Source organism: Pararhizobium sp. A13 (assembly GCF_040126305.1).
GTDB lineage: Bacteria > Pseudomonadota > Alphaproteobacteria > Rhizobiales > Rhizobiaceae > Pararhizobium.
In genome coordinates, this window is the sequence record NZ_CP149511.1 from 786322 (window position 1) to 799666 (window position 13345).

Below are 13345 nucleotides of genomic sequence, written 5' to 3' on the forward strand. Positions count from 1 at the left end.
TGCTTATCCAAGGATTACGCGCACATCGTGCAAACGATCGTCACTGGCAAGCTGCACCTTGTGATCGGTCAGCGGTTGGCCATCCAGCAAAAGCGAACGTACCCCTCCGCAAACTCCCGCCTTGTTGTCTACGTGGATGCGGTATGTGGCCGACCCATACCTGTAGTTCAGCTCATACTCCGGCCAATATGTCGGAACGCATGGTTCAATCGAGAGAACCTGGTCTTGCTTCCGAAAACCAAGGATGGCCTCTAGCGCCACGCGATACAGCCAGGCGGCCGATCCCGTATACCACGTCCAGCCACCGCGTCCGGTATGTGGCGGCGCGCCATAGACGTCGGCACTGACGACGTAAGGCTCGACCATGTAATGCTGCGCGTCCTGCATCGTCGAAGCATGATTGATCGGATTGATCAGGTTCCAAAGCTCCACGGCCCGATCGCCGTCACCTTGAAGCGCGGTAGCCAGCACAACCCAGGCTGCCGCATGGGTATATTGACCGCCATTTTCCCGTATGCCAGGAACATAGCCCTTGATGTAGCCGGGCTGCAGCGACCCCTTGTCGAACGGCGGGTCGAACAACTGGATCAGCTTGTCCTGCCGGCGCACAAGCCTTTCATGGACCGCGCTCATCGCCTTCGACGCACGCACCTTGTCGGCCTCGCCGGAGATGACGGCCCAGGCCTGAGGGAGGGCATCAATCTGGCATTCGTCGTTCGAGGATGACCCGAGAGGCGCGCCATCGTCAAAATAGGCTCGGCGATACCAGGCGCCGTCCCAGGCGTGCGCTTCCAATGCAGCGCGCAGTCCTTCAGCTCTTTCGAGGCACCACGTTGCGCGTGTTTGGTCTCCACGCGAAGACGCGATCGCCACGAATGATTTCAGTACAGTGAGGAAGAACCAGCCGTTCCAGACGCTTTCCCCTCTGCCGTGGGCCCCGACCTTGTTCATACCATCATTCCAGTCGCCCGTTCCCATGAGCGGCAAGCTGTGCCGGCCAAGCCGGAAACCATGTTCCAGCGCACGGATGCAGTGTTCGTAGATGGTACCGGTCTGTTCGCTGAATTCCGGTTTGCCGAAGTCCTCGTCCTGTCCCTCTTTCAGGATCGGCGATGTGATGAAAGGTACGTGCTCTTCCAGCAGGCCGGTATCGCCAGTGGTCGAAACATAGTGGTGAACCACGAAAGGCAGGAAATACAGGTCGTCGGTCATGCGCGTGCGCACCCCGGCACCCGACGGAGGGTGCCACCAGTGCTGTACGTCTCCCTCCGTGAATTGGCGCGCTGCTGCTCGCAGAATATGCGCGCGTGTTTCGTTCGGCGCACTGTGGACCAATGCCATCACATCCTGCAGCTGGTCCCTGAAGCCGAACGCGCCACCGGACTGATAGAAGGCAGAGCGCGCCCAGACGCGACAAGACAGAACCTGATACAGCAGCCAGCGATTCATCATCAGATCGAAGGCGCGGTCCGGTGTCTTGACCTCGATTGCATTGAGGATACCGTCCCACTGGCGAGAAACGATGGCAAGGCTGTCTCGCGCGTGTCCTGGCTCGGCATATTCCCGCACGAGGGTGCGAACCTCGTTAAGGCTATCGGCCTGCCCGAGAACGAAAACGACCTCCGCGCTTTCGCCCGGCGCCATGGGAATGTCCACCATCAGCGCGGCGCAAGGATCAACCAGCGAGCCAAAGCGCCCTGCGAAGTCGGATTTTCCCATTCCAGCAGGCTGCGATACGGAACCGTACGTTCCCAGAAACTCGCAGCGATCACAAGTTGCCGAGCGCACGATCCGGTTTGTCGCGGCAAATGCCAGTTTTCCGGCAAAGTCCCCCGCCCAGGCGTGCTTGGCAACGACCGCTCCCGATTGGAGATCGCGTTCACAGACGACCTGCATCGTCGCGTCTTCACGCTGCATCCCGAGAACCCATTCGGCGAAGTACGTCGCCGTCAAATGGCGCGCTCGCGCTCCGTCATTGCGAAGAGCAAGGCGCATGATCTTGACTGGATCCTTCGAGGAAACATGCACCGTCAATTCCTGATGCAGGAATCGGCTGGCGCTTTCGTATCGGCTGTAGCCCTGCCCATGTCGAACGGTTACGACAGCCCCCTGCCCCAGTGGCAAGGGGGTGGGCGTCCAAAGCTCTCCGGTTTCCTCATCCCGCAAGTAGACGATCTCGCCGGGTGGATCCGAAACTGGATCGTTCGACCAGGGCGTCAGTCTGTTTAGCTGGCTGTTGCCGGCCCAGGTATAGCCAAGGCCGTTGTCGCTCGTCAGGCAGCCGAATTCAGGATTGGCCATGACGTTACACCAGGGGGTCGGCGTCTGCGATTCCACGCCATCCACCACGATGACATATTCGTGTCCGTCCGTGCCAAATCCACCAAAACCGTTCCAATACAGCAAATCCGCGTCAGTCCCGGCGGAGCGCTTCGTGGCCGTTTCGCAAGAAGGAATCGCCGATATTCGAGAGGGAGATGATGCGTCATCTTGTCGTCTGTTAAGCTGGTTCGCCAGCGAGCCTCGACTGTTCGAAAGAACGGTGCGTGCCGCAAAGGTGATCGCGTCTTTGCGATCGTCTGGAACCTCGGCTGCCGACATGAGATGGATTCCCCCCGGCTTGCCCACCAACGCGGCTTGCGGGCCCACGTTCAGTTTCTTTGCCAACCGCTTGGCATCGTTAGCGTTTCGCTCGTCGAGCAGGACGAGGTCGAAACGCAAGCCTCGGTGGGAGATGAACTCGTGCGCGCGTATCACGTCGCGAATGAGCGACTTGTCCCCGCTTGCTTCGATGCGCGCCAGCACAATCGGAAGGTCGCCGGAAATTCCGTGAAACCAAAGAGCGTCTCTGCTGAGAGGTTTTTTTCCGAGGGCGGATGCGTCCCGATACCCCGGATCAACAAACACGATGCTTCCGGCCAATCGGTTGAACAGTGCAACGTCCTCCGGGGTCAGTTTCGAATCCGCAAGTTCTTTGCGATAGCTTTCCGCGGCGTCGGAAAAGGCCTTGTCGGCCACGTCGAGGCTCGAGTATCGCTTGGCGATCGTCTGTGCCATCGCTTCGCTGTCAGTCGCGCCCGTCGCAAATGCGATCCGTTCCATTGCACCGGGATGAAGATGAATGGCGGTTCGCAGGCAGAAGATGGGGTCGAGAACGGGGCCAGCCGTCCCGGAGAGGCCCGCTGCACTGCCCAATGCCAAAGGGTTTATGATCGTGCGACCCCGGCCGAGGAACTTGAGCCGATCGGTCTCATACTCGACCAAGTGACGACCCGGCGCGCTCGACGAGGAAACATGAACTGCCCAGACAGGCCATTCTTCGGCACTGCGCGGTCGGCGTCTTGCAAACAAGGCACCTGTCCGGTGATCAAACTGCGTTTCCACAAAAAGGTTGGCAAAGGCCGGGTGGGCTCTGTCCGCGCGGCGGTCGTTCAGACAGACTTCGGCATAGCTGGTCAGCTGTAGGCTTCGTTCGGTGGTGCCATGATTGGAGATCTTGAGCATCCGCACTTCGGCGTCGATATCGGGTGCGACACATGCTGCCCAGGACACCTCTATGCCGTCGGCCAGACAGCGGAATTCGGCACGATCTCCGTAAAAGGCATTCTCGTAGACATTATCAGGCTGATAGAGGGGTTGCTTGCCGATGGACCAAATCTTGTTCTGCGTCCGGTCTTCGATGTAACAGAACTGCCCCCAGCAATCGCGCGTAGAATCCTGCCTCCAGCGCGTAACGTCCAACTCTCTCCATGACCCATAACCGGCCCCGGCCGCGGTGAGCAGCACATTGTAGCGACCATTGGATAGCAAGGCTACGGCAGGGCCTGGAGCCATTCCGTCCGCAGGGCGACAGCTTTGCGCGGTGTCATGCGCGCCATAATCACTGACAGAACCCACCATCACGCGCTTCTCTTTCGGCGATGCGCTGGCCCTTGACTACGGCGATTGCTTGCAGTCTAGCTTAGCCTCAATCGCCGACATGAAAAATTGGACCGCGCGATGTTCCTTCCAACTCCTGTTTTGTTTCCCTCTTAGATATTGTCCCCTTCGGTAGACGTTTTCCGGGCCACGTCTGCAGTGGCTTTTAGACCCCACTTCCACCCGATTATCTCAGGCATATCATCGCCGTACTTCTCGATGTACTTCCGATGCTCGATCAGCTTCGAATGAATTGCCTGCTTGAAGTAGGCGGCGCGGGCGCCGAGTTGTGGCAACCGGTCAATGACATCTTCGACGAGATGGAACCGGTCAAGCTCGTTAAGGACCACCATGTCGAAGGGCGTGGTTGTCGTGCCTTCCTCTTTATAGCCGCGAACATGAAGGTTACCGTGGTTCGCCCGGCGATATGTGAGCCGATGGATCAGCCATGGATAACCATGGAAGGCAAAGATGATCGGCTTTTCCCTGGTGAACAGAGCATCGAAATCGAGGTCTGACAGTCCGTGGGGATGCTCTTCCGCAGGCTGGAGCTTCATCAGGTTCACGATGTTGATGACCCGTACCTTCAGCTCGGGCAAGTGTTCGCGGATCAACTGAACCGCAGCCAGCGTCTCCACAGTCGGAACATCACCGCAACATGCCATGACGACATCGGGTTCGCTGCCCTTGTCATTGCTTGCCCATTCCCAGATGCCGAGACCTTCGCTGCAGTGCTTGACGGCATCGTCCATGGTGAGCCATTGCGGCGCGGGCTGCTTGCCTGCGATGACCACGTTGACGTAATTGCGGCTGCGCAGGCAGTGGTCCGTGACGGACAAAAGGGTGTTGGCATCCGGCGGCAAGTATATCCGGATCACGTCCGCCTTTTTGTTGACAACGTGGTCGATGAAGCCGGGGTCCTGATGGCTGAAGCCATTGTGATCCTGCCGCCAGACGTGAGAGCTGAGGAAGTAGTTCAGCGAGGCGACGGGTCTCCGCCACGGGATTTCGTTGCATATTTTCAACCATTTGGCATGCTGGTTGAACATCGAGTCGATGATGTGGATGAAGGCTTCGTAGCAGGAGAAGAAGCCATGGCGGCCCGTCAGGAGGTAGCCTTCCAGCCATCCCTGACATTGGTGCTCGCTGAGAACCTCCATGATGCGGCCGTCCGGCGAGAGATGGTCGTCATCCGGATAAATTTCCGCCATGTAGCAGCGATCGGTCACCTCCAGGACATCTTGCCAGCGGTTGGAGTTGTTCTCGTCCGGGCTGAACAGCCGGAAGTTCTTGTTCTCCAGATTCGACTTCATCACATCGCGCAGGAATTTGCCCATCACCCGCGCAGACTCGGCCGTTGTCACTCCAGGGCTGGGGACCGAAACAGCATATTGCTCGAAATCCGGCAGCTTCAGTTCACGCAACAAAAGTCCGCCGTTGGCGTGGGGATTGTCGCTCATACGGCGACGGCCTGCCGGAGCCAACGCTGCCAATTCGGGCTTGAACCGGCCTCGCTCGTCGAACAGTTCCTCGGGCCGGTAGCTTTTCATCCATTGCTCAAGAATGCGGATGTGTTCCAGCTTGTCCATCTCGCCCATCGGCACCTGATGCGAACGCCAGTAGTCTTCGCATTTCTTGCCGTCAATCACCTTCGGGCAGGTCCACCCCTTTGGCGTTCGAAAGACGATCATTGGCCATGCGGGGCGTTTCATGTTGCCGTTCGTGCGTGCATCGGACCAGATTTTCCGGATTTCGCCTACGACAGTGTCGAGCGTGCCAGCAAGCTTCTGATGCACATCCTGCGGGTCATGCCCTTCTACGAAATAGGGCTTGTAGCCCATGCCCTCGAAAAACTTTCGCAATTCGTCCTCGGGAATGCGGGCGAGGAAGCATGGATTGGCGATTTTGTAGCCATTGAGGTGGAGGATCGGTAGCACGCAGCCGTCGCGGGCAGGGTTCAGGAATTTGTTGCCGTGCCAGCCGGTCGCGAGCGGCCCGGTCTCAGCCTCTCCGTCGCCGACGACGCAGGCGACGATAAGGTCCGGGTTGTCGAAGGCCGCCCCATAGGCGTGGCTCAAGGCATATCCGAGCTCGCCGCCCTCATGGATGCTGCCCGGTGTTTCTGGGGCAACATGGCTCGGGATGCCGCCAGGAAAGCTGAACTGCTTGAAGAGCCTTTTCATGCCCTCCGTGTCCTGGCTGATATTCGGATAGAACTCGCTGTAGGTGCCTTCCAGATAAGCGTGAGCAACCAGCGAAGGCCCACCGTGGCCGGGACCGATCACATAGACCATATTGAGATCGTCCCGCTTGATAACCCGATTTAGATGAGCATAGAGCATGTTCAGGCCAGGCGACGTTCCCCAGTGCCCCAGCAGACGCGGCTTTATATGCTCACGTTTGAGCGGTTCTATCAGGAGCGGATTGTCGAGCAGGTATATCTGGCCAACCGAGAGATAGTTGGAAGCCCGCCAGTAAGCATCGATCAGGCGGAATTCGTCCGCCGACAGGGGGCTTGCTGATCGTGTCTCCTCTGCCGAACGTTGTTGGACCTTTGCCGTTTCAAGCGAAGCCATCGCAGCCTCCTAGTGAAGTCGGTGTTACATCAACTGATCCAAAGCCGGAGATTTCGGCCGTATCTTATTGCAATCTCATAACAATTCGACCGTCAATCTTCCCTTCCTCCATCCGGTGAAAGATATCATTGACGTTTTCCAGCTCGTCCCAGGAGAAATGAGGAACAACCTTGCCTTCTGCCGCAAACTGCACAGATTCCTCGAGGTCCTGACGCGTTCCCACGATTGAGCCGCGTACGGTGATGCGTTTCAGCACAGTCTCGAAAACAGGCAGCGATATTTTTCCGGGCGGAAGGCCGACGAGAGCCATCGTTCCCTTCGAACGCATGAACCCGAAGGCTTGCTCCATCGCCGTCGGGGAAACCGCCGTGACAAGTGCCCCATGTACCCCGCCCGTGGCCCTGTGGACCTGCTCGATCGCATCCTTTTCCTTGCCGTTGACGGTGATGTCGGCGCCAAGTTTTTTCGCTAACGCCAGCTTGTCTTCGAATATGTCTGCGGCGACCACGTGCATACCCATCGCCTTGGCGTACTGAATGGCCATGTGACCTAGACCGCCCACCCCGGAAACGGCAACCCACTCGCCAGGGCGAACCTCGGTTTCTTTCAACCCTTTATAGACAGTGACGCCAGCGCATAGCACCGGAGCCGCCGGTCCGAAGTCAAGGCTGTCTGGCAAGCGGGCGACGAAATCAGGATCAGCAAGACCGAACTGCGCGAAGGTCCCATTTACGGAGTAGCCGGTGTTTGACTGTGATGCGCACAACGTTTCCCAACCGGTTCGGCAATAGGGGCAGTAACCACAAGCGCTGTGCAGCCAGGGCACGCCAACGCGATCACCTTCCTTTACCCTTTTTACGCCTGCTCCCACTGCAGAGACGAACCCGACCCCCTCATGTCCTGGTACGAAGGGCGGAGTGGGCTTCACCGGCCAGTCTCCGCTCGCCGCATGAAGATCCGTATGACAGACGCCGGTCGCCTCATACTTCACGACGATCTGTCCGTCCTTCGGACTTGGAACCGCCAAGTCCTCTATGACGAGTGGTGCCCGGAAGGCTCGGACAACAGCCGCTTTCATTCTTTGTGCCATGAGTTGGCTCCCTCCGTTCGTGCAAAGTAATGCACTGCGTGCGCGAAACCGCCCCGAGCCGGGAAATGGTGCTCAGTTACCTGTTCCGCCTTCCGGACAAGATTGCGAAAAGTGCTCGACAACACCTCTGACGCCGCGAACGCTTTCTGCGACGACGCGCGCGGCCCTCCTGCATTCTGCAGTCTCGACATTGCCCCACAGATGCACGGTGCCGTCAGCAACGGTCACTTTCACGTCGAGGCCTTCCAGACCGGTGTTCTCTCCGAGCCGGGTCGCGATGCTGCGCTGAATGCCCTCATCGCCTGCCGCCGTTTCATCCTGTTTGGCCGCTAGAATTGCCTGGAGCAGGTCCGCCCGGCCAACGATGCCGATCAGTTCACCGGCTCTCATGACGGGAACGCGCTTTATGCCGTGCTCCTGCATGAGTTGCGCAACGCGTGTAAGTGACGTTTCCTCATCGATTGTCACGGGATCACGAGACATTGTGTCGCCGACCTTCCATGAGCTGCGTTTCACATAGGCGTCGGCTCTCGCTTCGGCAGGCATCGCGGTCTCGGTGGGCGCGAACACTCCGCCGCCTAGTTCCGTTCTGCGGATCAGATCTCCTTCACTGATGATACCGAGGAGATGTCCGTCGTCGTCAACGACCGGAATGCCGCTGACGTGATTGTCCAGCATGATCTTGCATGCCTGCCTGACACTGTTGTTGGGTGATACTTTGACAATCTTCGTTGTCATTACATCTTTTGCGAGCATCTCGGTTCCAACTCCTCTATGGATTTCAGCACCGACCTCTGCCCTGCGACATTAAACCTGTTGTGACAATTCGACAACCAACTGACGACCGCGGGCGTCCTTATTTGCCCGGGGCAAAGTCCAGCTGCATAGTCCGTATACGGCGACCATTGGTGGCGGTCGTCGATGTTCTGGGCGTTTACGCTTGCAATACAAACGCACTGGGAGCAGTCTTGGACGCGCTTTCGTAAGATCGTGGGAGAGATGCGACGCAAACCTCCATCACAAGAAGGTCCCTCATCCATTGCGCGGGTACCGTGGCTCTCGTTTCTACGACCGCCAGCCTTACGCGGGACCACATATCGCGGGCGTTGGACGGCGTCGCTTCGATGCGGGACCTAATCAGGATCTGATTGCAAGCGGTATGCAACTCTTCCGGGTGCTTTGGGGCATGTCGGCGTCTCACGCTTGAGCATGCGTTCATGTCCAGGCACCTCGCCGTTGCGACAAAGCAGATCGCGGCGAACGATGCGCAAGCACGTCGGCCCGTCGAAGGGACGTTTCAATCAAAAGGAGTCTTAGATCAATGGTCTATCTATCTATTCTCCGAATAACGTCAAATATTTCTGCGAAAATGTATCTTGCGATATCTGTAACAATTGTTTTTCTGCTTCAGTTTAGTGCCATTTCGGAAACCTATGCAAGCGAGCCATTGGAGGATTTCCCATTTCTGATAAGCTGTGAATATAAGGGCATGCACCATGCGTTTTATTTTTCGAAACTGGATTCGGATGGCGTGGCTACCTACATCAACCCAAGCAGGCTTGCGGGAACGATATCTGTAGGCGGGACTGCTAAAACATTGGGCGAACCAATCGGGGGAAGTTGTTTGGGTAAAACACTTGAGCAACTACGGGCGTCGGGGCAAGCCCACGATCTGAGGCGCTAGTCATTTGCACTCCACCAGTTTTTGGCTCAAGCCATGATGGCGGTGTGCTCGATGCATCGGGGACGTTGAACGGTGCCGCCGCCGGGCAGTTCCAGCACGTGGCAGAGCTTTTCGATCCTGGGAACGGAGATGTGGGCGACGAAGCGGTGCCCATACCTGCCCGCCCCGTCACCCGCACACGGTGCGCATCCCGATCAAGACCCGCAGGAGTTTTCCATTGTCTGACGCGACCCCGACGACGCCCGAACCGACAAAATACGACCGCCTGATTGCGGCTGCGCAAAAGGTCCCTTGCGCAGTCACCATCGTCGCCCATCCTTGCGATGAAACCTCGCTGCGCGGTGTGCTCGAAGCAGCCGAGAACGGTCTGATCGTTCCTGTTCTGGTTGGACCCGAGGCAAAAATCCGCAACGTAGCTGCGGAAAACAGCCTTGATCTCAAAGCGCACGAGATCGTCGACGCGCCGCATAGCCACGCTGCCGCGGCAAAGGCAGTCGCTCTGGTCCGAGAGGGAAAGGGCGAACTTCTGATGAAGGGCAGTCTGCATACGGACGAATTGATGCGCGAGGTCACGGCCTCGACCACAGGCCTTCGCACTGAACGCCGCATCAGCCATGTCTTCGTCATGGACGTGCCCGGTCATCCGGAAACCTTGTTTATCACCGATGCGGCGATCAACATCTTTCCCGACTTGGATGTCAAACGCGACATCGTGCAGAACGCGATCGATCTCTGGGTCTCGGTCGGTCTCGGCGAACCGCGCGTGGCGATTGTCTCGGCGGTCGAGACGGTGACGACCAAGATACCATCGACCATTGAAGCGGCAGCTCTGTGCAAGATGGCGGAGCGTGGCCAGATCACCGGTGGCTTGCTCGACGGACCGCTTGCCTTCGACAATGCGATAAGCCCGGAGGCTGCCCGCATCAAAGGTCTCACCTCGCCGGTGGCGGGCCGCGCACAGATCCTGGTCGTGCCTGATCTCGAGGCCGGCAACATGCTCGCCAAGAACCTGACTTTCCTCTCCCATGCCGATGCCGCAGGTATCGTGCTCGGCGCGCGCGTTCCGATCGTCCTCACTTCGCGGGCGGATTCCGTTCGAAGCCGCCTGGCTTCCTGCGCTGTCGCCACGCTCTATGCCACCGCCCGACGGCAAGCAATTCCGGTGGTGGCCTAAGTCAATGGATGCGATCCTCGTCGTCAATGCCGGCTCGTCCAGCCTGAAGTTCCAGTTCTTCGAGATCGTCGGGGCGGGTATTGAGCGCCGCATTCGCGGCCAGATCGACGGCATCGGGACCCGTCCACGACTGCGCGCAACCGCTGTCGACGGAGCAGTCCTTGTCGATCGCAGCTATGAACCGCAAGTCGTGGGCGACCTGCCGGCCGCTATTGCTGAAACACGCGCCTGGGTTCAGACCCTCGAAGGCTTCGTGCTCAAGGCCATCGGCCACCGTGTTGTCCACGGCGGTCCGGACTATACCAAGCCAGTCCTGATCGGTCCCGGGGTACTGGACAGGCTGTCCACCTTTCAGGACCTTGCGCCCCTGCACCAGCCCAACAACCTCGCGCCGATCCGCCTTGCCATGGAGATCAATCCGGACGTACCGCAGGTCGCCTGTTTCGATACCGCCTTCCACCGCGGCCACGCCGCGCACGCGGACTGCTACGCCCTGCCACAGTCCTTCTACGACGAGGGCGTGCGACGTTACGGTTTTCATGGCCTGTCCTACGAATATATTGCCGAGCGGCTGGTCGAGACGGCGCCGGATGTCGCGCGTGGCCGTGTCATCGTCGCCCATCTCGGCAGTGGTGCTTCGATGTGCGCCCTGCACGACGGCCGCAGCGTCGAAACCACGATGGGCTTCACCGCGCTCGACGGCCTGCCGATGGGCACACGGCCGGGACAGATGGATCCCGGTGTCGTGCTGTACCTCATCGACCAGAAGGGCATGAGCTCTGGCGAGGTGACGGACCTTCTGTACAGGAGTTCCGGTCTCAAAGGGCTTTCCGGCATTTCCGGCGACATGCGCGACCTTCTTGCCAGCGACGATCCGCGCGCGGCCCTCGCCATCGATCACTTCGTCCATCGCTGCGCGCTCAACGCGGGCATGCTTGCGGCAGCACTCGGCGGTCTTGATGCATTCGTGTTCACGGCCGGGGTCGGAGAGAATTCAGCGCCCATCCGTGCCCGCATCGCCGAGCGGCTTGTTTGGCTGGGGGTTGAATGCGACCCCGCGGTCAATGAAGCGGGCGCGATGACGATCTCTACGGCGACGAGCCGTGTGTCGCTTCATATCCTGCCTACTGATGAGGAACTGATGATCGCGCGCCACACCCTGGCGCTCATCGGAACTCTTTAAGGCCGACTTCAAAGGAGATGCATCCCGTGTCCACTCCCCTCGTCGATGCAAAGCTTCTGCGGCTGGTTCGGCTTCCCTTCATCCAGGCGTACAAAGGGACTTGATCGCAGACTGTCGCAGCCCTCAGGATGTTGCTGTATTCTCGCCTGAACGGAAAGCGCGACCGGACAAGCGTAATGTCCGCGTCGTCAGCGCCAGAAGCGCCTAGCTTCAACGAACACATCGTGCGCCTTTGCGGCGCGCCGCAAAAGTTTCGACTTGTCCGCAGCACCAAAGAGAGCCTCCGTCCCTGTGGCCCCGGTAAGACCGAATTTCGCCAGCACGACGGGGGTCGTAACCAGATCATTGAGGAGGCCGAGCTGTTCCTGCAGTTCCTCCATCGCGGCAATGAAACGCCGATGGCGTTTAGCCTCAGTATCGCCGTGAAAGAGCGGTGCGAAGAACTCCGCAGCGTAACGGAGTTTTTTCGCGGTCTTTCGCAGCTCGTGTCGGGCCTCGTCGTCGGCGCCGATAAGATTGTCACCGCGCCTTGTGACCTTCTTGCGAAGCCTGCCAAGCGCACCGGACGCAAAGTCCTTCGTCGCTTGCTGGCGAACGCCTTCACCCGGTGGATCGCTCCGCCAGTCTCTGACCGAAATCCATTCGGCGACATCGAGCATCAATGCGCGGGCGCGCGCCGACGAGAGCGCCGTCTCTGCGGCACCATAGGCATGATCGCGCGCCTCCTGCAGGCGACTGGAAAGCGTCTCAACCTTTGCCCGACCGAGCATGACATCGATGCTGCGCGCGTCGCCAAGTTCCGACGCCAGCCATCGCAGCTCGTCCCTCAGATGCTCGAAACGCCTGTCCTGGAACATGGATCTGCAAATCGAAAAAAGCGACCGGAGGCGCCGCAGAGATACGCGGGCCTGATGCAGGGCTTCCGCATGTCGGGCGGTACGCAATATCATCTCATTGACGCGGAACTGTTTTAGGCATGCGGCCGCTATGTGCGCAAAGGCCGTACCGGCATCCATGTCGGGCTTGAGCGGAAGGATGCTCGCCTTCACCGCGTCCTGCACGGGGCCAAGCAGCCGATATCCCCGTTCCGCGTTGCTCAACACGCCAATGTGGGCAGGCGTCGTCAGGTCGACTTTCCGACCGAGCGCGAACAGCGCACCTGGGGGACCCGCCTTGTGCTCGAACTCAATCTCGCAGACCGCCGTATCTCGATCGCCTGCGACGATCTTGCCCATGTCCAGAGCGACTTCGATCGCAGCATCGCCTTCCGTCACGTTCCAAAGATGCCGCTTGATGTCGACCTCGAACAAAGCCTCGAGCTTGTGATCAGTCCGGTCGAGCAAGGATCGGATCGGTGTCTCGTCGAGAACCGGCAGACTGCTTGCGACCGGCCGCTCCCATTCGTTGCGGGTGAATGAGCCGGCGGAAACCCCATCCGTGGCCTTGATGGTCTGCATCCTTTCATTTCCCGATTGACGGATGCGCAATGAATAGCCGTGCTTGGCCAGATCCCATTCAGCCGTATCGAAATACATGGACCTCTGGTGAAGAACCGTAGGAGGCGATTCAAACGGACCTCGCTTCAGGATCGACGTCGCGCCTGAATGCGAAAGCTCGAGTTTCAGTTCCACCTCTTGGACCATGTCGTCAATTGCTCCTTCCCGACGTGTGCGTCCGGAGGAAGTTGCCGCACTCGGGCCGACAGCTCTTCCGGGCGCAA

8 protein-coding genes are annotated in these 13345 nt (G+C 59.0%); 3 read left to right on the plus strand and 5 right to left on the minus strand.

The features are described 5' to 3' along the window. Nucleotides 1-3 precede the first annotated feature (3 nt). The 4 genes from WI754_RS25315 to WI754_RS25330 all read right to left on the minus strand — a co-directional run bounded on the left by WI754_RS25315 (nt 4) and on the right by WI754_RS25330 (nt 8340). Nucleotides 4-3834: a glycosyl transferase gene (locus WI754_RS25315; RefSeq protein WP_341488004.1), complete on the minus strand. Its 3831-nt coding sequence runs from the start codon at nt 3832-3834 to the stop codon at nt 4-6. Nucleotides 3835-4031: 197 nt separating this feature from the next. Further along, entirely contained in the window at nt 4032-6494 is a 2463-nt protein-coding gene (locus WI754_RS25320; protein ID WP_341486766.1) for a phosphoketolase family protein, read from the minus strand. A 64-nt stretch (nt 6495-6558) separates the two neighbouring features. Further along, a complete protein-coding gene (adhP, locus tag WI754_RS25325; protein ID WP_341486767.1) occupies nt 6559-7584 on the minus strand; it encodes an alcohol dehydrogenase AdhP in 1026 nt (341 codons plus the stop codon). A gap of 72 nt (nt 7585-7656) precedes the next feature. Then, nucleotides 7657-8340, minus strand: a complete 684-nt coding sequence (locus WI754_RS25330) for a CBS domain-containing protein (RefSeq protein WP_341486768.1) — start codon at nt 8338-8340, stop codon at nt 7657-7659. Between the two features lie 565 nt (nt 8341-8905). Between WI754_RS25330 and WI754_RS25335 the strand changes: the two genes are divergently transcribed. The 3 genes from WI754_RS25335 (at nt 8906) to WI754_RS25345 (ending at nt 11625) form a co-directional block, all read left to right on the plus strand. Further along, nucleotides 8906-9268, plus strand: a complete 363-nt coding sequence (locus tag WI754_RS25335) for a hypothetical protein (protein ID WP_341486769.1) — start codon at nt 8906-8908, stop codon at nt 9266-9268. A 217-nt stretch (nt 9269-9485) separates the two neighbouring features. Next, on the plus strand, nt 9486-10442 hold the full coding sequence (locus WI754_RS25340; protein WP_341486770.1) for a phosphate acetyltransferase: 957 nt from the start codon (nt 9486-9488) through the stop codon (nt 10440-10442). Nucleotides 10443-10446: 4 nt separating this feature from the next. Further along, entirely contained in the window at nt 10447-11625 is a 1179-nt protein-coding gene (locus tag WI754_RS25345) for an acetate/propionate family kinase (RefSeq protein ID WP_341486771.1), read from the plus strand. Nucleotides 11626-11813: 188 nt separating this feature from the next. On the opposite strand, the gene WI754_RS25350 is transcribed toward WI754_RS25345, so the two are convergent. After that, the gene (locus WI754_RS25350; protein WP_341486772.1) at nt 11814-13268 is read right to left on the minus strand and encodes an inorganic triphosphatase; all 1455 of its coding nucleotides are present in this window, start codon (nt 13266-13268) and stop codon (nt 11814-11816) included. Nucleotides 13269-13345 lie beyond the last annotated feature (77 nt).

Coding starts and splice junctions, on each gene's coding strand:
- WI754_RS25315 (WP_341488004.1), bottom strand. CDS start 3,834: ATGGCTCCAGGCCCTGCCGTAGCCTTGCTATCCAATGGTCGCTACAAT.
- WI754_RS25320 (WP_341486766.1), bottom strand. CDS start 6,494: ATGGCTTCGCTTGAAACGGCAAAGGTCCAACAACGTTCGGCAGAGGAG.
- adhP (WP_341486767.1), bottom strand. CDS start 7,584: ATGGCACAAAGAATGAAAGCGGCTGTTGTCCGAGCCTTCCGGGCACCA.
- WI754_RS25330 (WP_341486768.1), bottom strand. CDS start 8,340: ATGCTCGCAAAAGATGTAATGACAACGAAGATTGTCAAAGTATCACCC.
- WI754_RS25335 (WP_341486769.1), top strand. CDS start 8,906: ATGGTCTATCTATCTATTCTCCGAATAACGTCAAATATTTCTGCGAAA.
- WI754_RS25345 (WP_341486771.1), top strand. CDS start 10,447: ATGGATGCGATCCTCGTCGTCAATGCCGGCTCGTCCAGCCTGAAGTTC.
- WI754_RS25350 (WP_341486772.1), bottom strand. CDS start 13,268: ATGGTCCAAGAGGTGGAACTGAAACTCGAGCTTTCGCATTCAGGCGCG.